We start from the raw sequence: 23,492 nt of genomic DNA, 5'->3' as shown, positions 1-23,492 counted from the left end.
ATCGCTAATATCTTATTATTCTGTTTACCTTTGCCTACCGCAAAAAGGCTTGCAAATATAACAAAAAAATCTGTTGCGGGTTTCCGCATCCGTACAGTATATATGTCAATTTTCAATAAATCATATTTAATCCAAATATTAACCGAGTTAGGCCGCAGGTTGGCTGAGCCAGATGTACAGTTGCAGGAGTTAGCAGCTACCGAACAGCATTTAAACCCATGGTTCACGCCTCAAAACGTGCAACAGGCCATTAATGCTACAGCCTTATCACTTAACGAAATTCAGTTAGGGCAATGGTTGTCGGCTTACACCTTAACCGAACATGAGCCTAAAAAGGTGGGCCTCATCCTAGCCGGCAATTTACCGCTGGTTGGCTTTCATGATGTGCTTTGCGTATTGGTTAGCGGCAACATCGCCCAAATTAAAGCCTCGTCGCAAGATGCACGCTTAATTAAATACGTGCTGCAGGTGCTTACCAGTATTGAGCCTGCTTTTAAAGAGCGCTATCAGTTTGTAGAGCGCCTTGCAGGTTTTGATGCCATCATTGCTACCGGCAGTAACAATACTTCCAGATATTTTGAGTATTACTTTAGCAAGGTACCACACATTATTCGTAAAAACCGTAACAGCGTGGCGTTGCTCACCGGACAGGAAAGTAAAGAGCAGCTGTACAACTTAGGTAAAGATATTTTTGATTATTACGGCTTGGGCTGCCGCAACGTATCTAAAATGCTGGTACCCCAAGGGTATGATTTTGTGCCGTTTTTTGAGGCCATTGAGCCTCACTACACTATTGCTCAGCATCACAAATATCATAACAACTACGACTATAACAAGGCCATTTACCTCGTAAACCGTGATAAACACTTTGACAATGGCTTTTTGCTGCTTAAAGAAGATAGCCGCTTAGCCTCTCCCCTGGCTGTAATTTTTTACGAAGAATATACCGATTTGACTGCCGCCCAACAAACACTGACTGAGTTGAAAGACCAGATACAGTGCATAGTAAGTGCTGCTCCGATACAAACCGGTAACCAGGTGGTGAATTTTGGGCAAAGCCAGCAGCCTGCTTTGTGGGACTATGCCGACGGAATAGATACACTGCAATTCTTGCTGAATCTTTAATTTTACGTATTTTTGAAAGGCATGTATATCATCAAAGTAAAAGGCGTTGCCAAAATACCCGACTACGTGCAACTGCGTGATGACAAGTTTACGCTGTTGGCCTATTTCAGGGTTGACCGTCCGGAAAAATCACTGGACAAGGTAGGGCTTGGCGACCGGGCCGATTACATTATGAATTTGATCAAAGATCTGCCTTTTGGCGAGATCATGAAACTTGAACTGTAGAAGCAAATGATTGGAAACTCCGTTATAAAACTGCAAAACGTTGATATTTATCAGCAAAAACACCTGGTACTTCAAGACGTTAACCTGCACATTGATAAAGGCGATTTTGTATGGTTAATTGGCCAAACCGGTTCAGGTAAAAGCAGCTTGTTAAAGGTAATATACGGTGATATCAGCATTGCTACCGGCGATGGCCATGCAGGCGGTTATGATTTGAAAAAACTGGCTGGTCGGGACGTGCCTTATCTTCGTCGTAAACTGGGTATTGTTTTTCAGGACTTTCAATTATTAACCGACCGCACCATTGAGCAAAACCTGCAGTTTGTAATGAAGGCCACCGGCTGGAAAGACAAAGCCCTAATTGCCGAACGCATCCGCGATGTGCTGGATAAAGTAGGCCTACGCTCTAAGATCAAAAAAATGCCTCACGAAATTTCGGGTGGTGAGCAGCAGCGGGTGGTTATAGCACGGGCTTTACTAAACGACCCCGAAATTATTTTGGCCGACGAACCCACCGGTAACCTCGACCCTGATACTTCTGAAGAAATTGTGATGTTGTTAAAGCAAATCAGCCAGTCGGGCACTGCTGTATTGATTGCCACGCACGATTATCATATCATTCGCACTTTTCCATCCCGTATTATTAAATGCGAGTCGGGCAAGGTGTTAGAGGATGTACAGATTAACTAAGATATTCAAACTTATAAGTCGGTAATCAGAAAACTGTAATAGCGCTGGCCATTACTTTCTGATTGCTGCCTATCAAACTGCCAGCGTAACACTGTCATATCTGCACGGCAACCGACAAGCCTACTTAATTACTTGAAACTTACTGACAGCCTGACTGCTTTGCAGCTATGGCAAGGTACTTGACTTGCACTACTATCATGAACTTTAAAGACATGTTTAACAAAAATAAGAAGCAGGACGAACCTACTACTGAAGATTTAAACAACGTGAATACCGAAAACACCCAACCCGAAGAACTGGCTGAAAACCCTTTGGCCGACGAGCTTAATGTAAATAACAGCGACGCTGCCGCAGAGCCTTCTGCCGAAGTTAAACTAAAAGAAGACCTGGCGCTTGCTAATGATAAATACCTGCGTTTATACGCTGAATTTGACAACTACAAACGCCGTACTACCAAAGAGCGTGTAGAACTGTTGCAAACTGCCGGCAAGGAAGTCATTGTTTCTATGCTGCCTGTAATTGACGATTTTGAGCGCGCCGTGAAAGCCATGGAAAATGCTACTGACATTAATGCTGTAAAAGAGGGCGTGTTGCTGGTACAATCTAAATTTAAAAACATCCTGACTCAAAAAGGCCTGAAAGAAATGGAAGCTAAGGGCACTGCCTTTGATGCCGATATTCATGAGGCTATTACTAACATACCGGCCCCAACCGACGACCTTAAAGGCAAAGTTGTTGACGAGTTAGAAAAAGGTTATTACCTGAACGAAAAAGTGGTTCGGTTTGCCAAGGTTGTAGTAGGTGCTTAATTGCTTAAGTGACGGTTACCATTAGTTGAGCACTGATATTATTGATTAAAACACGAGTGAAGTTTGAATAGTAAACTATTGATTAAGGACTTAATCTCTCATTGTACCTATTCAACCATTTACTCCCTGATATAAACAGACATGGCAAAGAGAGATTATTACGATATACTGGGTGTATCTAAAGGAGCCAGCGAGGATGAAATTAAAAAAGCATACCGCAAAATGGCGATTAAATATCACCCTGATAAAAACCCGGGCGATAAAGCGGCTGAAGAATCATTTAAAGAGGCCGCCGAAGCTTATGAGGTTTTAAGCAAGCCAGACAAGCGTCAGCGTTACGACCAGTTTGGCCATGCTGCCAATGCACAGTCGGCCAGTGGCGGTGGTTACGGTGGTGGTGCCGGCATGAATATGGAAGACATATTTAGCCAGTTTGGTGACATTTTTGGTGGTGGCAGTCCGTTCGAAGGCTTTTTTGGCGGCGGTGGTGGCGGCAGGCAGCAAGGCGGTGGTGGCCGGCGGGTAGCACGTGGTACCAACCTGCGTATCAAAGTGCGTTTAACCCTTGAAGAAATAGCCAACGGTGTTGAAAAGAAAATAAAAGTAAATAAACAGGTAGTTTGTAACACCTGTGATGGTACTGGTGCTAAAGATAAATCATCTTTCCAAACCTGTAAAACCTGTGGCGGCTCGGGCGCCGTGCGCCGGGTGACCAATACCATTTTGGGCCAGATGCAAACCACCAGTACTTGCCCTACCTGTAATGGCGAAGGCAGTACCATCACCTCAAAATGTAATGTTTGCCATGGTGACGGCGTAGTTAGAGGTGAAGAAACTATCAGCATTAATATACCTGCCGGTGTAAGCGAAGGCATGCAATTAAGCATGGGCGGCAAAGGTAACGCGGCGCCACGTGGTGGTGTACCCGGCGATTTAATTATTTTAATTGAAGAGGTACCACACGAAACGCTAAAGCGAGACGGCAACAACGTAATTTACGATTTGCATGTAAACTTTGTAGATGCAGCCTTGGGTACCAGTGTTGAAGTGCCTACTATTGATGGTAAAGCCAAAATTAAAATTGACGCCGGTACTCAGGGCGGACGTATTTTGCGCTTAAAAGGTAAAGGTGTGCCAGAGGTAAACTCTTATCACCGTGGCGACCAGCTGATTCACATCAACATTTGGACACCAAAAGCACTGAGCCGAGAAGAGCGCGACCTGCTGGAGAAACTACAAAATTCTCCTAACTTTAAACCCAATCCGGGCAAAAACGAAAAAAGCTTTTTTGAACGGATGAAAGAATATTTTGAGTAACCAATATCAGGTGTAAATAATAAAAAAGGCAGTGTCAGCAATATTAATGCAGATGCTGCCTTTTTATATTTAGGCATTACCACAATCTTATCAAACAGCAACTACCTTTTCGTTTGCTGTTAGGTCGCTATGTCAGGCTTTGACATTCAACATCAAGAACAGCGTAATTTATTACCCGGAAATCTTATCGGTTTTATTATTGAGTAGAATTTGACTGAGAAATGGCCACAAGTAAAAAAGACCTTCCTGTTTATTCAGGAAGGTCTTTTTTATAATAGACCCTGGAATTTAACTCCTGGAAACTTTAAAACCATCCGGCGACACTGCCCAATCTACAAAACGAGCCCGCTTATTGATGGGATTAGCATTCAGGGTGGCTTTTACGCGTGCGGCTGCTTCGGCATCTTTAGCAAAAATAAGCATGTAACCACCGCCACCTGCACCTAAAAGTTTACAGCTAATAATATGATCGGCAATCAGATCAATGATAGCCTGCGTCTCTGGCGTATTGGTACCACTGTCTAAACGTTGGTTAAGTATCCAGCTTTTGCCGATAGACAGTGCTATGTTATTGAGATTACCATACTGAAATGCTTCGAATGTTTTTTCGGCATGATGATTCATCTCTTCTAAGATGCGCAAGTAACGGTTGCCATTTAAAAACATACCCTTTACAATTTCGGCCAAGATATTTTTAGCCATGCGCGTAATGCCTGTATAATAAAGCAGTATAGATGATGAAGCAGTAGGATCAGCAAATAGGTGGTCGGGCGCCCAGCGTACCGTCGGTTCCTGGATGATGCCCGGCTTGCTTTCGAGCAGTTTTATACCGCCAAAAACTCCGCCGTACTGATCTTGCCACCCCCCGCCGGTAGTCAGCATTTGCTCAAGCACTAAGGTGCGCGAGCAAATCATATATTTATCCCACTTTAAATTACAGAAATCGCTTAATGTACCCAAAACGGTGCTGGCTAAAATGGAACTGGTGCCCAAGCCCGAACCTTTAGGGATAGCAGCCAGTAAGGATATCTCGATACCCGAGCCAAATGCCTCTAACTGTTCGGCCAGCGTATTGTATTTCACCGCCGAAAACTCAGGATTAAATCCGGCCAAACACAAAGCCGCTTTAGGTATACTGAAAGCAGAACCTACGGCCGTGTTATAATCGTTCAGTTGCTCAAAAGTTGTAATATCTTCTTTTACACCTAAATCAATGGAGCGCAGTGTTATTACAAACTCTTCGCAAGGTTTAATAAATACCTGTAATGGTGGCTGCCCATTCAGTTCAACAGCCAGGTTTACCACTTTACCGCCATTAATGAGGCAGTTAGGCGGCGTATCGGTCCAGCCTCCGGCCAAATCGAGCCTAACCGGGCTACGGCCCCACACAATCTGGTCAGACATGACGTCCAACACTGGTTCGGCCAGGTCAGCTTTAGCAGTTTCTATAATGGTTTCTCCTAATAAGCTAAACGCCCTACCCTCGTGTATTTTTGCCTGTGCCTCTTTAGCCTCGTCGTTCGAACCCGATAAAACCTCGGCCCTGAACATTTGGTCGTGCAAGCGGGTCAATAACGGGGCATCGGCCGGTAATTCAGCAGGGAGTGATAAGTTGTTCTTTTTAAAAATACTTGCTGCATGCTTTAAATCGAGCTGGTAAAATACAGAACGTTTCCAGTTATCGGCCAGCGCCACCATATTTTGATTAAGGTAGGCATTGCGCTGAGCATATTGCCTGAACAGATTAACCTCATTGGCCAGATCGGCCGCACTAATGAGCGTACGCTGGCTGCCTACATAGCTAAATGGATTATCAATGAGGTATTGGATGTTGTCTTCCGTGAGTTCGCTTTGATCAAACACCTGGTAAGCCGGTTCGTAAAACCAATCCTCAGCCGCAAACTGATGGCCGGCATTTACGCCGCGCTTAGGCAATTGCGGACTGTAAAAGTCGTATACCCTTACCACCCACTGCTGGCCCTTGCCTACCGGGATAAAATCCAGACAGGTTTGTGCAGGTAAATTTAGTTTCCAGTTATTTTCGGGTGCACCTGTAATTATATGTTTCTGGCTCAATTCCCACTGCCTGCCAACGTAACTATTTTCAATCCACAGCTGACTGTTTTGGCTAGTTAGCTCTACCTGGGTAATTGCATTTTGCGTAAACAGCTCGGGCGTTGGCTTTATTTTGTTTTGCCATATCTCTTCCTGGTTTTTTACCAAGTTTTGCAGCTTACTGGTAGATTCGATCAATTCGGCACTGGTACCAAAATGGTAAAATTCGCCTTTAGGCAATGGCACCACGGCTACGGTAAGCGCGTTAATTTCCTCGTCTACCAATGTTGGCTGTTTACCTAATGCCTGCCCAAATGTGGTGTACATATCGTAAAATGATGGCACACCGCCGGCAAAGCTTTGGGTAGCCTCGTCCCAACCGCAACGATCGAATAACAATTTTAAGGCTTTTGGGCTAAACAGCCAGATACCGATGTCGATATAAAACAAATGACCCGGCTGTAATTCCTGCAAACGCTCGGGCGTTGGCTTTTGCAACGTGAAAGCCAGTTCTTTAGGCGACTTTTTATCGGCAAAAAAAACACCAAATGCGGAGGCCTTTTCAGGTTGCTCCCACAATCCAAAGCAAACCACATCAGCTTCCGGAATTTCGGGTAACGCTCCCTCAGTTCGTATCAGTACGTCGCCGCTGGCAACCAGGTGGTTCAGGCTCTTTGGTGCGCTGTTCAGTATCTCTTCGTAAAGAGGTATCTGCATATCTATGAGCGCCTGGTTAATCTGCTGCCCACGTTTCCATCTAAAAATGGGCATAGGTGTAAACACCTTCCCTACAGCTGCGTAAGCCGGGGCTCTGCGGCTCTGGCCGCCTGCATGTATTATAAGCCGGTTTTCTTTTTCAAACCAATCATCTATTTTATCTTCGGTACTTTCACTTTTAAAAGCTTCGTAAAGCAGATTAGCGGTACCACCGCCAGACCCCACTTTACCCGAGGCAGGATCTGAACAAAAAAAGTAATTTTCAGAGGAAAAATACTGGTCACCAAAGTTTTTAAAAGAGGGAGGAATGGTAAGTAACTTCTTTAACATTACAAGTAATTTGAAATCTGGCTGTAAAAGGGCTGCAATATATCAGCATTGCGGCCTGAATCGCGTTTCAATATTACCATAACTTTATACGATATCCGCAAAATTTCTCGGATTTTTTATGCTTTTACACCGTCAGGTTATTGACGAATAGCTCTGCTGTCTATCTGAATGTTTAGTGCAATTCATTTAAATCCAAATGCAGCAATACCTCAAAAAATGCTTTCACGGCCTGCTTTTCATAAACATCGTGTAATGACACAATAGCGGCCTGCTGCAAAGTTTTGAGTGAGCGGATAGGAATGGACACCAGGTTTTTTTGGTTACTCACGGTAGTTTGCGCCAAAATGGTATTCCAGTAACCAGTGCCCACCAATTCAAGCAGGGTAGGAATGTCGTTGGTTTCCAGGATAATTCGGGGACTAAGATGATGTTTTTCAAACACTTCATCAACAAACTTGCGCGTACTAAACCCCCGTGCCGGCAGTGCCAGCGGCAAGTTTTGAATATCTTGCAAGGTAACTGTCTTTTTTTCGGCCAGCGGCGAACCTTTGCAGGCAATCAGACTTAGCTCCGAGCTAAACAGCGGCTGATATTTCATATTCTGGTTATGCGTCACTTCTTCAAAAGTTAACACAAAGTCGAGCTCAAATTTCGACAGCCTGTCCGTTAGTTCTGTCGAGGTACCAAATATCACCTGAATAGTAATTTGCGGATGCTGATGATGAAAAGCCTGTATAGCAGGCGACAAAATATGCCTTAACCCATAGGTAGTGCCTATCATTAAATCCCCGGTTTCCAGGTTGCTTAAATCTTTAAGCACCTGATAACCATCATTAGCTTTTTGTACACACTGCAGGGCATAGGTATAAAACAGGTTACCGGCCTCGGTCAAGTAAATATGCTTCCCTACCCTGTTAAACAGAGGCGTACCTAATTCGTCTTCCAACTGTTTAATTTGTTGCGAGAGTGTACTCTGGCTGATAAACAGCAGTGCAGCCGCTTCCGTAAAGTTTAATAATTCTTTAGCTTTAATGAAATACCGGAGCTGCCTAAGTTCCATATCTGTTATCGGTTTTATCGATTGATGTTATAGAAAAATAACGTTTTACAAATTAATCATTCCTGCCGAAATTTGTTGCGTAATAAAATTAAATAAATACTTAGCAGATACGGGAGCGAGATTATGGATGCATTTAGGTCTTTCAAATACAAAAATTTCAAACTGTTTTTTTATGGTCAGTCAATATCACTTTTAGGTACCTGGATACAAAAAACAGCGGTGGTTTGGTTAGTTTACCGCCTTACCGGCTCGGCGCTTTTGCTTGGCATCGTCAGCTTTGTTAGCTTAATTCCTTCCCTCCTGTTATCGCCTTATGCCGGCAGTTACATTGACCGCCACGACCGGTTTAAGGTGATGAAAAACACGCAAAAACTGGCTATGCTGCAGGCTGGTTTGTTAGCCGGACTGATTTATTTTCAGGTATATAACATTTCCATCATCATAGCCCTTAGCCTTCTGCAAGGTATTATTAATGCCTTTGATGTTACCTGCCGCCAATCATTGATGGTGGAACTGGTTGATGACAAAGCCGACCTGCCCAACGCCATAGCACTTAACTCCACCATTACCAACCTGGCCCGTGTGGCGGGCCCTGCCATAGCCGGAATTATCTTAAGCACGCTGGGCGAAGACTTTTGTTTCATCAGTAACTTTTTCAGCTTTGTGCCTGTTTTAATTTGTTTATACCTGATGAAGATAAATATCCATCCTTCGGCCAAATCACAAAAAGACATTTGGCATGAGCTGAAAGAAGGATTGGAGTATGTAATATCAGAAAAACAGATTGTAAGCCTTATTGTATTGCTTAGTGCCAGCAGCCTTTTTGTAATTCCGTTTACTACACTAATGCCTGTTTTTGCTAAAGATTTGTTTAATGGTACCTCAGGCACGTTCAGCCTTTTTGAAAGTGCCATAGGTTTAGGCTCACTAATTAGTGCGGTATATCTGGCCAGACTTAAAAATATTAACAAGCTTACCCAAATTACGATAGTAGCAAGTGTATTATTTGGCGCAGGCGTTTTAATCCTGGCTGTTTCAAACCACTTACCGTTAGCGCTGGTAGGTATGGTCATTAGCGGTGTAGGTATGATGGCACAAACATCATCCATAAATACTTACATTCAAACTCATGCTGCGCCTGCCATGCGCGCACGTACTATCAGCTATTACGTAATGGCGTACTTGGGCATTACTCCGATAGGCAGTTTACTGATTGGCTTTTTGGCAGAATATCTTAAACCCCGCGAAGTTGTTGCATTAGAAGGTATATTAGGTATGATTACCATAGCGGCTTACGTATTTTATCAAAAACAGGCCAAAGAAAACAGTGGCAGCAACAAGGCCATACTTAAGGCAGCCTAAGCATAATAAAGATCATGAAAATTACTCCGTTAGATGAAGGTATCTATCACGTGGATCAGCAAAAGCACTATCAGCTGGCAAGCCATGATGACATATTGCCGGATCAACATATGCTGCGCCTATCGGTTAGGCCGTTTTTAGTAAGAACCGACGCAGAAGTCATCTTGTTAGACACCGGCCTTGAGGCGAATGTGGACAACGGTTATTTAATCGAATCGCTTTTAGCCCAACACGGCATCAATGCGAAAGAAGTAACTAAGGTACTCTTGTCGCACTTGCATAACGATCATGTTGGCGGTCTCGGATATTTTCAAAATGGAATATTTAAAACTCATTTCAACAACGCTGATATTTATCTGCAGCAAAGAGAACTAACATTTGCTTTAGGGCAGCAAAACAATCCATCTTATAATATCAGTTTGTTGCAACAACTTAGCAGGTTGCCTAATTTGAAATTATTAACTGTTGACAGCGGAAATATCACACCTAATATTACCTATCAGGTTGTAGGCGGACATACACCATACATGCAGGTATTTTGGTTACATGACAGCAATCGGATTGTTTTTTATGGTGCTGATGATTTACCCAAAAAAAATTATCTCTACCATCATATTGCTTACAAAACAGATTATGATGGCCGGAAAGCCATGCAATTACGCCGGCAATGGGAACAGCAAGCTAAAGCCGAACAATGGCAGGTTTTGTTATACCACGATACGGAGGAGCCGTTTATTCAGTTCTAATAAAAAAGGCTCTTACGTCTTTATTATACGTTATAAAAAACCTGGTTACTTTTCGCGAGGGCTGATAAAACAGGTTGCTTTTCGAAAACACCAAATACCGATGCCCCGCTGCCGCTCATGCTAGCATATATGGCCCCGGCCTGGTACAAAGCACTTTTAACACCAGCAATCACGGGATAAGCTTTAAAAATATGCTCTTCAAAATCATTTTTGATGTGCGTTTTCCAATGGCTTATTGGTTGTTGTATCAAGTTTTTTAAAGATACCTCCACTGGTTTGGGTGTAATTCCGCCGTAAGCTTCGGCGGTAGATACGTGCACGGGGGGCATCACCAGTACCAGGCAATACCGAGACAGGTTAAGCTCAACCGGCTCAAAACGGTCGCCTTTGTCAAAAGCATAAACCGGCTCATTGTTGATAAAAAAAGCACAGTCGGCCCCCAACTGGCGGGCATAATTCATCATATTTTCGGGTGTTAAACCCAACTCGAATTGCTGGTTTAACAATTTAATCATAAAAGCGGCATCAGCCGACCCTCCGCCCAAGCCTGCACCAATGGGGATGTGCTTATGCAGATGAATGCTTACCGGCGGTAAATCAAAATCCTGCTTAAGCAGCTGATAGGCTTTTAAACATAAATTTGTTTCACGATCGCCGGGGATATGAATACCTGACGATTGGAAACTTAGCGCATCGCTCTCAATAATTTCAAGCGCATCTTTAATCATCAAAGGATAGAATATGGTTTCGAGGTTGTGGTAACCATCTGGCCGCCGTTGGGTAATGTTTAATCCTAAATTGATTTTGGCGTTTGGAAATACAATCATGGTACGCTAAGGGCCGTTCTTAATTTTTACAAAGGTAGGAAAGGCTAAATAGATTAAATTAATTTAATTTGCATCGGTAAGCCTGTAACTTCAATCCAACACCGGTTTACTTTACCAGCTATGAAACAATACCTCGATTTAATGCGCCACGTGCTTGAAAACGGCGCACAAAAACACGATCGCACCGGCACCGGAACCATCAGCGTTTTTGGTTACCAGATGCGCTTTAATTTACAAGAGGGTTTTCCGCTGGTAACTACTAAAAAGCTACACTTAAAATCCATCATTCACGAACTCATTTGGTTTTTAAGCGGTGATACAAATATTAAATATTTGAAAGAAAACGGCGTTCGTATTTGGGACGAATGGGCTGATGCTGATGGAAACCTGGGTCCGGTTTACGGCTACCAATGGCGTTCTTGGCCAACACCCGATGGCCGAAACATCGACCAGATCAGCCAGGTAATTAAACAGTTAAAAACCAATCCCGACTCGCGCCGCATTATGGTATCGGCCTGGAACGTAGCCGACGTTGACCAGATGGCTTTGCCGCCCTGCCATAGCCTGTTCCAATTTTACGTGGAGCCTGCCAATACGCAAAAAGGCGAAACCCGAGGCAAATTATCCTGCCAGTTATACCAGCGCAGCGCCGATATATTTTTAGGCGTACCATTTAACATTGCCTCCTATGCCCTGTTAACCATGATGGTGGCGCAGGTATGCGATTCAGATTACGGCGACTTCATACATACTTTTGGCGATGCCCACATTTACAACAACCACCTTGAGCAGGCACATCTGCAACTGAGCCGCGAGCCCCGCCCACTACCAACTATGCGTATCAACCCGGAAGTTAAAGACATCTTCGGATTTAAATATGAAGACTTTACACTGGAAAACTACGACCCATGGCCGCATATCAAGGCTGCAGTGGCGGTGTAATTAACTAATAATACTTAAATTTGAGTATGACAGCCATCGAAATTAAAGCTGAAATAAAAAAAATTGTCGACGAAGTACCTGAAGAATCGTTAGCCGAGATTTTGGATTTCTTAAAAGAAGTTAAAAATCAATCAACCGGAGAGCTGCAGCAATCAAGTAATTTCAAAGCTGTTATAAACAAGCATCGTGGCCTGCTCAAACGACTTGCCCAATGATTTCTGTTGATGATGCCATCCGTATGCATCATGAGCTGATTGACGAATTTGGTGGCAGCAAAGGTGTACGCGACCAGCGGGGTTTAGAAGCAGCACTCGCTCGCCCATTTAGTACGTTTGACCAACAAGACCTTTACCCGTCGGCATTAGAAAAAGCAAGTGCCCTGTTTGAAAGCCTGATTATTAACCACCCTTTTGTTGATGGCAATAAACGAATTGCTTTTGCTTTGATGATGCTGATACTGGCCGATAGCCAATTGGACGTTGAAGCCACAGAAGACGAGCTTTACGACTTTGTAATAGGTTCAAGCACCGGCGAATTAAGGTTTGAAGAAATTAAAACCTGGCTGCAATCCCGAATCATCCCTTTGCTCTAAGAATTAACTAACGCCGCAACAACCAATGAACATCTACATCGTAGTGGCCATCGCCACCAATAATGCTATCGGTAAAAATAACCAGTTATTGTGGCATCTGCCTAATGACCTGAAACACTTTAAAGAAATCACCTCCGGCCACACTGTAATTATGGGGCGCAAAACTTATGAATCGGTGGGCAGGCCTTTGCCTAAGCGTCGTAACATTGTAGTTACCCGGCAGGCTATTGAGATACCCGGATGCGAGGTGGCCAGCTCAATACAGGAGGCCATAGCGATCGGCAGAAGAGACAGTGATTTGTATATCATTGGCGGTGCAGAAATATATCGACAGGCGCTCCCGCTAACCGATTCTATATACTTAACCATTGTGCATCAGGCTTTCGAAGCGGATACCTTTTTTCCTGAAATTAAGCCTGAAGAATGGCTTGAAGTGAGCCGAGAAAACCACGAGCCTGACGAGAAAAATCCGCTCCCGTACTCCTTTGTTACTTTAAAACGTCGCTAACAACCAACTGATTTATTTTGTTTTATTTAAAACGTTTCCATAACTAAATTTTATTAGATTTGCCGACTTAATTTTAAAGCTTATAAATTAATTTACACATAGACTACACCATGCAAGGTAAAGGGGTTATTAAATTTTTTGCCGTTCTGTTGGCGCTTGTTTGCTTGTATCAGCTATCATTTACCTGGGTAACCAGAAGTGTTGAAGCTGATGCGCGGAACTATGCAAAAGGTAATTCGGAGAAAGAGAAAGCTTATCTGGATTCTATTTCATCGCAGCCGGTTTATCCGCTGTTTAAACACAGCTTTCAGTACTGCAAAGACAGAGAATTGGCTCTGGGCCTCGACTTAAAGGGCGGCATGAACGTAACTATGCAAATTTCGTTAAGCGAGTTGATCCGCTCACTGGCTAACAACAATGCTGATGTTACCTTTAACCAAGCCCTGCATAATGCCGATGTAATTGCTAAAACCAGCCCCGAAAACTACATCGACATTTTTATGCGTGAGTATAAAAAACTGGCTCCTAACGGCAAGTTAGCGCCAATTTTTTCTACACAGTCTAATCAAAGCAACTTAAAGTTTGACGCCACTAACAGCCAGGTAGAGTCTTACCTGCGCGACCAGTCAAACGCTGCAGTTACTCAATCATTCAATATCTTGCGTAACCGTATTGATAAGTTTGGTGTAACTTCTCCTAACATTCAGCAGCAAGCCGGTAACCGTATTTTGGTAGAACTTCCGGGTGTATCTGAGTCTAACAAAGAGCGTGTACGCAAACTGTTACAAGGCTCTGCAAAACTGGAGTTTTATGCCACTTATGACAATCAGGAAGTTTACCCATTACTTAACAACATCAATGGTATCCTGGCTGCTAAAAATAAAACAGTCACTAAAAAAGACACAACAGCGGCACCTGCTGCAACTGCGGCTGCCGATACTGCTAAAAATGGCGGTTCGTTATTAAGCAAGGTAAAACAAAGCGCTGCTAAAGATACGTCTGCTGCCAGCTTAAAAAACAAATCTAAGTTAGCCGAAACCGCTCCATTATTTGCGGTTTTAAATCCGTCGGTTGGACAAGGCCCTCAAGGCCCGCAGTTAATTCCGGGCCCTGCCGTAGGTATTTCTGCTGTTACCGATACTGCTAAAGTTAATAACTACCTTAAAAGCCCTGAAGTACAAGCGGTGCTTCCTAAAAACATGAAACTGTTGTGGGGTGCGAAACCTGCTCAAGGCAACAAGGCCGTGCAATTATATGCTATCAAATTATCGGGTGCCGAAAATGGCCCGGTATTAAGCGGCGAAGTAATTACCGATGCTAAAAGTGATTTAGATCAAAACAGCGGCGGCTACGAAGTTACCATGGAAATGAACTCCGAAGGTGCTAAGTCTTGGAGACGTGCCACTGCAGAAGCAGCAGGTAACCCTGGTGATGAAAACGACAACCGCTCTATCGCCATTGTGTTAGACGATAACGTAGTATCAGCTCCACGGGTAAGCAACGAAATTTCTGGCGGTCGTTCGTCTATCAGTGGTAACTTTACCCAAGATGAAACTAAAGACTTAGCTAACGTATTAAAAGCCGGTCGTTTACCAGCCCCTGCCCGCATCGTATCAGAAGATATCGTTGGTCCATCTTTAGGTCAGGAAGCAATTAACGACGGTTTAATGTCATGTGCGGTTGGTTTGGCCGTGGTATTGGTGTTCATGATCATCTATTACAACAATGCCGGTATAGTGGCTGACGTTGCTGTATTTGTGAACGTATTCTTTTTGATGGGTGTATTAACCAGCCTTGGTGCAGTACTTACCTTGCCAGGTATAGCAGGTATTGTACTCATTTTAGGTATATCGGTAGATGCCAACGTACTGATTTATGAACGCGTACGCGAAGAGTTAGCTGCAGGCAAATCAAAACGTATAGCCATCGCCGATGGTTACAAACACGCATTGTCATCAATTCTTGACTCGCAGATCAGTAGCTTCTTAACCGGTTTAATTTTGTTCATCTTTGGTTCAGGCCCAATCCAGGGTTTTGCTACTACCTTGATGATTGGTATTGTCACTTCATTGTTCTGTTCGCTGTTAATTACCCGTGTAATTTTCGAGTGGATGCTGGACAAAAACATGGATATCAAAGTATCGAATGCCTGGAGCGCTAATCTGTTCAAAGGTTCGAACTTTGCCTTTGTAAAAAACCGCTTTAAATTTTATGCCTTCTCTGGTATCTTCATTCTGCTTGGTGTAGCATCAATGTTAACCAGAGGTTTTGATTACGGTGTTGATTTTCAGGGTGGCCGTACTTATGTGGTTCGTTTTGACAAAAACGTATCTACCGAAGAGGTACACAACCAACTGGACGCACTGCTTAATCGCGGTACAGAGGTTAAATCTTTTGGTGGAGCAAATCAGGTGCGTATTACCACCAACTACCTAATAGACGATAACACTACCACCGGCGACAATAAAGTAGAAAGTACCGTACGCCAGGGCTTAGCTAAGATTTCGCCAAGTTTCAAAATCTTAAGTTCACAAAAAGTAGGTCCTACCATTGCTAATGATATCAAACGTTCTTCTATCTGGACAGTAATTATCGCTATCCTGGTGATATCGGCTTACATATTGATACGTTTCCGCAGATGGCAGTTTAGTATGGGTGCGATGGTGGCTACAGCTCACGATGCTTTGCTTGTGCTTTCATTCTTCTCGCTTTTTAAAGGCTTATTACCATTTGCTTTAGATATTGACCAGGCATTTATTGCGGCTATACTAACCGTTATCGGTTACTCAATTAATGATACTGTAGTAGTGTTTGACCGTATCCGTGAGTTCCTCAACCTGCATCATTCTAAAACCGATGATCCGTCGGTAGTAGTTAATCAGGCTATTAATAGCACATTAAGCCGTACTATTATTACAGCCTTAACTGTTATCTTTGTGCTAATCGTTCTGTTCGTATTTGGTGGCGATGTAATCCGCGGATTTTCGTTTGCACTGTTAGTAGGTGTGTGCTTCGGTACATACTCTTCTATCTGTGTAGCAACACCAATTATGCTCGATTTTGGCGGCAAGAAGCTTAACGCATAATCACATTTAGCATATTTTACTAAAGGCTTCAAAGAACATTTGAAGCCTTTTTTGTTTATACAAACAAGACATCAACCCTAACCCCTAACAGGTACAAAAAAATGGATGCAAAACAAAATTCAAAATTTCCACTGGTAGTAATTGTAGGCGGAGGCTTTGGCGGCATAGAGTTGGCCAAGCACCTGGCCAAAGAACCCGTAGAAATTTTACTACTTGATAAACATAATTACCACTCGTTCCCTCCCCTGCTTTACCAGGTTGCTACCGGTAGCCTGGAGTGTGAGTCGATTGCATTTTCGCTGCGCAAAAACTTTGAAGGTCAGAAAAATATTCGTTTCCGGGTGGCCGAAATTACCGGTGTAAACCTGGAGAATAACTACATAGAAACTACTATTGGTGAAATTGCTTATGACTATCTGGTAATGGCTACCGGCTCAACTACCAACTTTTTTGGTAACAAGGATATTGAGCATTACGCCATGCCTATGAAAACTATACCTGAGGCACTAAACCTGCGGTATATGTTTTTACAAAATTTGGAGCAAGCGGTTATTGCCCCTACCCCAGAAGAGCGCGAGCCTTACTTAACCTTTGTGATGGTTGGCGCCGGACCAACAGGGGTAGAATTAGCAGGCTCGTTTGCGGAGCTGCGCAACCACGTACTTTCTAAAGACTACCCTGAACTAAAAAAAGAAGAAATGAAAGTTTACTTGGTAGACTTTTTACCGAAGGTGCTTGGCCCAATGTCTGAAGAAGCCTCGGCTAAGGCTAAAGACTTTTTAGTTAACATGGGAGTTGATTTGCTACTGAACGTAAAAGTTGCGAGCTATGATGGCACTGAACTTAAGTTTGAAGACGGCCGCGTAATACGCACCAAAAATGTGGTATGGTCTGCCGGTGTAATGGGTGTAGTGCCCGAAGGTATTGCTAAAGAAAATCTGGTACGCGGTAACCGAATTAAAACCGATGAGATTTGCAGGGTGGTAGGAACTCAAAATGTCTTCGCCATTGGCGACGTAGGCGCTTCCGTAACAGAAGCTACACCTAACGGGCATCCTGGTGTGGCACAAGTAGCCATACAACAAGGTAAAAAATTGGCCGAAAACCTGTCAAATATTATTGCCGGCAAACCCACCGAGCCTTTTAAATATAAAGACTTAGGCTCAATGGCAACCATTGGCCGTAACAAGGCTGTAGCCGACTTAGGTAAAATTAAATTAAGCGGCTTTTTTGCGTGGCTAATCTGGATGTTTGTTCACTTAATATCATTATTAGGTTTCCGTAACAAGGTGATCACTTTTATTAACTGGTTAGGCAGCTATGTTACCTACAATGGTGGCACTCGTTTAATCATCCGGCGCTATGTACGCGAAGCGGCTCCTGCAGCAGCAGCTGCGGCACAACTGCCAAAAACAGATTGATATTATTGTTATTTCTTAACGCAAAACAGCCTGGTGCAAATGCTCCAGGCTGTTTTGTTTTATACAATGTTGGACGAGAATTATCTGTTTAGCACCATTTTATAGTGCCTGATACCGGCTTCTTCAAACTCCGGCCCTACCTTTTCAAAACCAAATTTTTCGTACAGGCCAACTGCAGGTAACTGCGCATGCAGATAAACATAACTCACTTCCGCTGGTAAGTCGTTCAATACAGCCGTTACCAGTGCCTGGCCTATACCCTGTCCCCTGTATTGGCTCAGCACAGCAAAGCGCTCCAATTTAATGCCGTTGTCTGTTTTACGCCAGCGCGATGCACCGGCCGGTTCATCATCTACCAAAGCTAAAAAATGATGCGACTCTTCCTCCTGGTTTCTTTCCAATTCGGCAGGGCAACCTTGCCCCAATACAAAAACCTCATGCCGTATGGCAAAGGCCTTTGGCAAATCAGGACTGCCGGCTGCTATCTTGTTGACTTCTATTTTTTTCTTCATTTATTCGCTTAGTAGTCCCTTTTGTATGTTCTTCTTTCTTCTCGTGATTTACGTTAGCGGCGTCGATAGTGTGGGTACAGCCCAAATTATCCTCGCTTTTGGCCAGTTGTGATAGGCGCACATAAAACTTATGTATTTGCTCCAGCTCATCCTCGCTCAAATCTTCAATATTTACCATCCGGTTACTGGCCCCTTCCATGGCTGCTACTAATTCGTTCAGCTTTAGATGTACCGCCCTCGAATCTTTATTTTGCGCCTTTTGGATTAAAAATACCATTAAAAAAGTAATGATTGTTGTACCTGTATTAATAACCAGCTGCCAAGTTTCAGAATAGTGAAAAACCGGTCCGCTAAGCGCCCACACCACTACAACTAACGACGCCAGTATAAATGCCCCCGAACTACCCGTAGCGTTGGTAGCCCAATTGGCAAAACGCTCCATAACACCAGTTTTCTTTTTAGACATAATATAGTAATTATTCTTTTTTGAAGTAAATATCATAAAAAAGCGCCGATACCTTTTAGGCATCAGCGCTTTTACTGTTTAAAATTATATTATAATTACAGTTTGCTGTTTACGTCTAAGCAGTTTAAATCGGCAAAAGCCTGCGTTAAACGCTTAACAAAGGTTTCTTCGCCTTTACGTAACCAAACACGAGGGTCATAATATTTTTTGTTTGGCGAGTCCTCACCTTCCGGGTTGCCAATTTGTGATTGTAAGTAACCTTCTTTGCTTTTGTAAAAGTCTTTAATACCTTCCCAAAATGCCCACTGCATATCGGTATCAATATTCATTTTGATAGCGCCATAAGAGATAGCCTCACGAATTTCTTCCTGGCTTGAGCCTGAGCCACCGTGAAACACAAAGTTAATTGGTTTATCGGCAGCGATGTTGTGCTTTTGCTTTAAGTATTCTTGTGAGTTGTGCAGAATAACCGGCTGTAGTTTTACGTTGCCTGGTTTGTAAACGCCATGTACGTTGCCAAAGGCAGCCGCAACTGTAAAGCGTGGGCTTACTGCTGATAAATGCTCATAAGCATAAGCTACTTCTTCGGGCTGGGTATATAAACGTGAGCTGTCTACGTCGCTGTTATCTACACCGTCTTCTTCACCACCGGTTACACCTAACTCAATCTCGATGGTCATATTCATTTTAGCCATACGAGCCAGGTATTGTGCCGAAATTTCAATATTTTCTTCAATCGGCTCTTCAGACAAGTCAAGCATATGTGATGAGAAGAGGGGCTTACCTGTTTCAGCAAAATGTTTTTCGCCATGCTCCAGCAAACCATCTATCCACGGAAGTAATTTTTTAGCAGCATGGTCAGTATGCAAAATAACGGCAACACCATAATGCTCGGCCAGTAAGTGTACGTGTTTGGCAGCAGATACACCTCCTAAAATACAAGCTTGCAGCTTTGAGTTATTTAACGATTTACCGGCATAAAACTGAGCGCCGCCGTTAGACAGCTGAATAATTACCGGAGAATTAACCGCCTTGGCTGTTTCCATTACGGCATTGATAGAATTGGTGCCGATTACGTTTACTGCTGGTAAAGCAAATTGGTGCTTTTTTGCCGCTTCAAACATTTCTTGCACCTGGTCGCCGTGCAAAACGCCTTTATAACTTTTTAAATCCATGTTGAGATATAAATTTTTATATTACGAATGTATAAATTTTAAACGGTTGACGTAACAAAGTATATAGTTATTTACTGGCATAGTTACTAAGTTTGTTAATTATACCGATATCAATACCAAGGAACCAGGAATTAAGTAAGATTATTTTTGTTTCTTTGCATCCGTTTTATTCATGATAGAAAAAGCAATGGCGTGGTTTAAAAGAGAATCAAAAGGTATTACTACCTCTACCGAGGATAAAAAAGAAGCGCCGGATGGTGTGTGGAACAAGTGCCCGAATTGTAAAAGACCGCTGCATTACACTGAGCAGGTCGAAAACCAATATGTTTGCCACTATTGCGGCTTTCATTTACGCATTGGTTCTAAAGAGTATTTTTCAATACTCTTTGACAATAATGAGTTTACCGAACTGTTTGCCAACCTAAGATCTGGCGACCCGCTGGAGTTTGTAGATACTAAAAGATACAGCGACCGGCTTACAGACACGATTGCTAAAACCGGTTTAAAAGATGCTATCCGTGCCGCGCATGGTTTTGTTGACGGCCAGCCGTTGATGGTAGCCTGCATGGATTTTAATTTTATTGGCGGCTCCATGGGATCGGTAGTGGGCGAAAAAATTGCCCGGTCTATTGATTACAGTATCGAGCACAAGATACCGTTTTTGATGATTTCTAAATCTGGCGGTGCTCGCATGATGGAAGCTGCATTTTCGTTAATGCAAATGGCTAAAACATCTGCCAAACTGGCTTTATTAGCTAAAGCACGGATACCCTATATTTCGCTACTAACCGACCCAACCACTGGCGGTGTAACTGCATCATATGCCATGTTAGGCGATATCAATATTGCCGAGCCCGGCGCGCTGATTGGCTTTGCCGGCCCACGGGTAATTAAAGAAACCATTAAGAAAGACTTACCTAAAGGCTTTCAAACCGCAGAATTTTTGCAGGAGCATGGCTTTTTAGATTTCATTGTTGATCGTCGCGAAATGAAAGAAAAACTGGCATCATTTTTAAAGATGATGGCTAACTAAAACACAAAAAAGGCCCTGCAAATTGCAGGGCCTTTTTTGTGTTTATCCGTATTACCCTTAGGTCTTACAACCAACATCTATGTAATTGCATACATACATAATTACATATATCTACAATTACTTATATCTCCATTTTATCATTTCTAGATTTACATTTATACTTAATTGCAGATATATGTACTCTATTTAAGTTTAAAGTAGCATAACTCAACTTCTATCCGGCTATAAGCGTTCAGTTAAATACCTCCAAACTCATTGTCCGCGATTATTTTACTTAACGATATCCCCAAACCGGAAAGCATCTTCATTGTGTAATAATGTACTAACTAACTTTATTAAACAGTTGAATTTGTTTACATTTAGCTTTTGTTATTAATTAAATATGAAATTTAATTTTGGAAATGTAATGCTTGCAGCAGCCGTTTGTGTATCCGCAAATGTGTATGCTGTAGATGGTGGCAAACCAGGAAAAACCAAACTTGCTCCTCCTCAAAAATTTATTGATCCAGCTAACCTGGATAATTCTGTTAAACCCGGCGACGACTTTTTTGAGTATGCTAATGGCGGATGGTTAAAAAAGAACACCATACCGGCTAAAGAAACTCGTTGGGGAAGTTTTAACATCCTGAACGACGACAACAAAAAGAAACTTCAGGGTATTGTGCAGGAAGTGGCTAATACATCGGCTAACGCAGCTAAGGGCAGTATTAAACAACGTGTTGGCGATTTATATGCCAGCGCCATGGATACTGTTGCCATTGAGAAACGTGGCTTTGACCCGATCAAACCAGACTTGCAACGCATCAACGCCATCAATGGTGTAGATGGTGTAGTTAACGAAATTACTTACGAGCGCTCACATGCTATCGGCAGCCCGCTGTTCAGCTTTGGGGTTAGGCAAGATCCTAAACATGTAAGCAAATACGTAGTAAGCCTGGGCCAGGGCGGTACCAGTTTGCCAGACCGCGATTACTACTTAAAATCAGACCCTCGCACTACCCGCATCCAAAATGCTTACAAACAGTATATTGTTGACCTGTTTACCTTAACCGGCAGCACCCCTGAAGAAGCGGCGAAGAATGCAACTACTATTTTTGAGCTTGAGAAAAAGTTAGCACAGGCACAAATGAGCCGTGTAGAAATGCGCGACCCTAACAAAACTTACAATAAGTTTGCTGTTGCCAGCTTAAGCCAAACTACGCCACACTTAAACTGGGCACAAATACTGCCTAAGCTAAAAGTAAATGGTCAGGATACTATCTTGGTATCTTCTCCATCATTTTTAACCGCTGCCGACGGCATCTTAGCCTCTACCCCAGTGGAAGATTTAAAAACGTACATGAAGTGGGGCATCTTACGCGGCTCTGCAGGTTCGTTAACCTCAGCTTTTAACAAGGCTCAGTTTAAATTTAGCAGTGTGTTGAGCGGCCAGCAGGTACAGGCTCCACGCTATGAGCGCATGACCGGCCTGGTAGACGGCAGCTTAGGCGAGTTGTTAGGCCAGCTTTACGTAGAGAAATACTTTACACCACAAGCAAAAGCAGCAATGCTGGCCCTGGTAAACAACTTAAAGTCGACTTTAGGCGACCGCATTAAACGTTTAGAGTGGATGACCCCTGAAACGAAAGAACGTGCGTTGCGCAAACTAAACGCCTTTACTGTAAAAATTGGCTATACCGACAAATGGGAAACTTACGCTGGTTTAACTGTAGACCGTAATGATTACTTTGGTAACCTTCGTCGTGTTGGTCAATGGGGTTATAATGACATGGTTAGCCGTTTAGGTAAGCCGGTTGATAAAACCGAATGGGGCATGACGCCGCCAACCGTTAACGCTTACTACAACCCAGTGAATAACGAGATTGTGTTCCCGGCTGGTATTTTACAGTTTCCGTTTTACGATTACAAAGCTGACGACGCTGTAAATTACGGTGGCATAGGTGCGGTTATCGGTCACGAGATGACACACGGTTTTGACGACCAGGGCCGCCAGTACGATGCTGATGGTACCCTGCGCGATTGGTGGAAAAAAGACGACGCCGATAAATTTAAATCGCGTGCGGATTTAGTGGTGAACCAATACAGCGCGTTTACGGCTTTAGATACTTTGCATGTAAACGGTAAATTAACCCTGGGCGAAAACTTAGCAGACTTAGGCGGTGTAAACATTGCTTACGAAGCATTTAAGAAGACCAAACAAGGCCAGTCTAACACTAAAATTGACGGCTTTACGCCAGATCAGCGTTTCTTTTTATCATACGCACAAGTATGGAGAGGCTTACAACGCCCCGAGGCTTTAGCATTACAAGTGCAAACCGACCCTCACTCACCGGGTCAGTTCCGTACCAATGCACCTTTAACCAACATCGATGCCTGGTATAAAGCGTTTAACGTGCAACCTGGAGATAAAATGTATAAAAAACCAGAAGACCGTATCAGAATCTGGTAATCAATTTTTACCGTAAGGTAATTACTTAAAGGCCCGACTTTATTA

21 protein-coding genes are annotated in these 23,492 nt (G+C 43.2%); 15 read left to right on the top strand and 6 right to left on the bottom strand.

Annotated elements, in window-relative coordinates:
• Positions 1-102: 102 nt before the first annotated feature.
• From AAGR14_RS07420 to dnaJ, 5 genes are all read left to right on the top strand, one after another.
• Positions 103-1,125: an acyl-CoA reductase gene (locus AAGR14_RS07420; RefSeq protein ID WP_342647957.1), complete on the top strand. Its 1,023-nt coding sequence runs from the start codon at positions 103-105 to the stop codon at positions 1,123-1,125.
• A gap of 21 nt (positions 1,126-1,146) precedes the next feature.
• The gene (locus AAGR14_RS07415; protein ID WP_342647956.1) at positions 1,147-1,350 is read left to right on the top strand and encodes a fructose-6-phosphate aldolase; all 204 of its coding nucleotides are present in this window, start codon (positions 1,147-1,149) and stop codon (positions 1,348-1,350) included.
• 6 nt (positions 1,351-1,356) lie between these two features.
• Positions 1,357-2,040 (top strand): ATP-binding cassette domain-containing protein, encoded by a 684-nt coding sequence (locus AAGR14_RS07410; protein ID WP_342647955.1) that lies wholly within the window; start codon positions 1,357-1,359, stop codon positions 2,038-2,040.
• Between the two features lie 197 nt (positions 2,041-2,237).
• The gene (locus AAGR14_RS07405; protein WP_342647954.1) at positions 2,238-2,849 is read left to right on the top strand and encodes a nucleotide exchange factor GrpE; all 612 of its coding nucleotides are present in this window, start codon (positions 2,238-2,240) and stop codon (positions 2,847-2,849) included.
• Positions 2,850-2,990: 141 nt separating this feature from the next.
• Positions 2,991-4,166 carry a molecular chaperone DnaJ gene (gene dnaJ, locus AAGR14_RS07400; protein ID WP_342647953.1) on the top strand — a complete coding sequence of 392 codons (1,176 nt, stop codon included), beginning with the start codon at positions 2,991-2,993 and terminating at the stop codon, positions 4,164-4,166.
• A 288-nt stretch (positions 4,167-4,454) separates the two neighbouring features.
• Here the strand turns inward: dnaJ and AAGR14_RS07395 are convergent, their stop codons facing one another.
• Positions 4,455-7,268: an L-fucokinase gene (locus AAGR14_RS07395; RefSeq protein ID WP_342647952.1), complete on the bottom strand. Its 2,814-nt coding sequence runs from the start codon at positions 7,266-7,268 to the stop codon at positions 4,455-4,457.
• A gap of 172 nt (positions 7,269-7,440) precedes the next feature.
• Positions 7,441-8,328: a LysR substrate-binding domain-containing protein gene (locus AAGR14_RS07390; protein ID WP_342647951.1), complete on the bottom strand. Its 888-nt coding sequence runs from the start codon at positions 8,326-8,328 to the stop codon at positions 7,441-7,443.
• 123 nt (positions 8,329-8,451) lie between these two features.
• Between AAGR14_RS07390 and AAGR14_RS07385 the strand changes: the two genes are divergently transcribed.
• On the top strand, positions 8,452-9,690 hold the full coding sequence (locus AAGR14_RS07385; protein ID WP_342647950.1) for an MFS transporter: 1,239 nt from the start codon (positions 8,452-8,454) through the stop codon (positions 9,688-9,690).
• 14 nt (positions 9,691-9,704) lie between these two features.
• The gene (locus AAGR14_RS07380; RefSeq protein ID WP_342647949.1) at positions 9,705-10,436 is read left to right on the top strand and encodes an MBL fold metallo-hydrolase; all 732 of its coding nucleotides are present in this window, start codon (positions 9,705-9,707) and stop codon (positions 10,434-10,436) included.
• Between the two features lie 23 nt (positions 10,437-10,459).
• Here the strand turns inward: AAGR14_RS07380 and ispE are convergent, their stop codons facing one another.
• Positions 10,460-11,263, bottom strand: a complete 804-nt coding sequence (ispE, locus tag AAGR14_RS07375; protein ID WP_342647948.1) for a 4-(cytidine 5'-diphospho)-2-C-methyl-D-erythritol kinase — start codon at positions 11,261-11,263, stop codon at positions 10,460-10,462.
• A 120-nt stretch (positions 11,264-11,383) separates the two neighbouring features.
• On the opposite strand from ispE, the gene AAGR14_RS07370 reads away from it, so the two are divergent.
• From AAGR14_RS07370 to AAGR14_RS07345, 6 genes are all read left to right on the top strand, one after another.
• Positions 11,384-12,205, top strand: a complete 822-nt coding sequence (locus tag AAGR14_RS07370; protein WP_342647947.1) for a thymidylate synthase — start codon at positions 11,384-11,386, stop codon at positions 12,203-12,205.
• 26 nt (positions 12,206-12,231) lie between these two features.
• Entirely contained in the window at positions 12,232-12,420 is a 189-nt protein-coding gene (locus AAGR14_RS07365; protein ID WP_342647946.1) for a hypothetical protein, read from the top strand.
• Complete coding sequence (locus AAGR14_RS07360) at positions 12,417-12,797, top strand: type II toxin-antitoxin system death-on-curing family toxin (RefSeq protein WP_342647945.1); 381 nt, start codon at positions 12,417-12,419, stop codon at positions 12,795-12,797. Before AAGR14_RS07365 ends, AAGR14_RS07360 begins: the two co-directional genes overlap by 4 nt.
• 25 nt (positions 12,798-12,822) lie before the next feature.
• Entirely contained in the window at positions 12,823-13,305 is a 483-nt protein-coding gene (locus AAGR14_RS07355) for a dihydrofolate reductase (protein WP_342647944.1), read from the top strand.
• A gap of 110 nt (positions 13,306-13,415) precedes the next feature.
• Positions 13,416-16,391, top strand: a complete 2,976-nt coding sequence (gene secDF / locus AAGR14_RS07350; RefSeq protein WP_342647943.1) for a protein translocase subunit SecDF — start codon at positions 13,416-13,418, stop codon at positions 16,389-16,391.
• A gap of 101 nt (positions 16,392-16,492) precedes the next feature.
• On the top strand, positions 16,493-17,812 hold the full coding sequence (locus AAGR14_RS07345; RefSeq protein ID WP_342647942.1) for an NAD(P)/FAD-dependent oxidoreductase: 1,320 nt from the start codon (positions 16,493-16,495) through the stop codon (positions 17,810-17,812).
• 80 nt (positions 17,813-17,892) lie between these two features.
• Here AAGR14_RS07345 and AAGR14_RS07340 read toward each other — a convergent pair whose 3' ends face one another.
• From AAGR14_RS07340 to fbaA, 3 genes are all read right to left on the bottom strand, one after another.
• The gene (locus tag AAGR14_RS07340) at positions 17,893-18,324 is read right to left on the bottom strand and encodes a GNAT family N-acetyltransferase (RefSeq protein ID WP_342647941.1); all 432 of its coding nucleotides are present in this window, start codon (positions 18,322-18,324) and stop codon (positions 17,893-17,895) included.
• The gene (locus AAGR14_RS07335; protein ID WP_342647940.1) at positions 18,278-18,790 is read right to left on the bottom strand and encodes a low affinity iron permease family protein; all 513 of its coding nucleotides are present in this window, start codon (positions 18,788-18,790) and stop codon (positions 18,278-18,280) included. The genes AAGR14_RS07340 and AAGR14_RS07335 overlap by 47 nt, the downstream gene beginning before the upstream one ends.
• Before the next feature lie 95 nt (positions 18,791-18,885).
• Positions 18,886-19,965: a class II fructose-bisphosphate aldolase gene (gene fbaA, locus AAGR14_RS07330; RefSeq protein ID WP_342647939.1), complete on the bottom strand. Its 1,080-nt coding sequence runs from the start codon at positions 19,963-19,965 to the stop codon at positions 18,886-18,888.
• Between the two features lie 187 nt (positions 19,966-20,152).
• On the opposite strand from fbaA, the gene accD reads away from it, so the two are divergent.
• Positions 20,153-20,998: an acetyl-CoA carboxylase, carboxyltransferase subunit beta gene (gene accD, locus AAGR14_RS07325; protein WP_342648683.1), complete on the top strand. Its 846-nt coding sequence runs from the start codon at positions 20,153-20,155 to the stop codon at positions 20,996-20,998.
• A gap of 382 nt (positions 20,999-21,380) precedes the next feature.
• Positions 21,381-23,447, top strand: coding sequence for a M13 family metallopeptidase (locus AAGR14_RS07320; protein ID WP_342647938.1), 2,067 nt, complete (start codon positions 21,381-21,383; stop codon positions 23,445-23,447).
• Positions 23,448-23,492: the final 45 nt, after the last annotated feature.

The sequence above is a fragment of the Mucilaginibacter sp. CSA2-8R genome (assembly GCF_038806765.1).
In the GTDB taxonomy this organism is placed as follows: domain Bacteria; phylum Bacteroidota; class Bacteroidia; order Sphingobacteriales; family Sphingobacteriaceae; genus Mucilaginibacter.
This window is presented reverse-complemented; position numbering and strand designations above follow the sequence as displayed.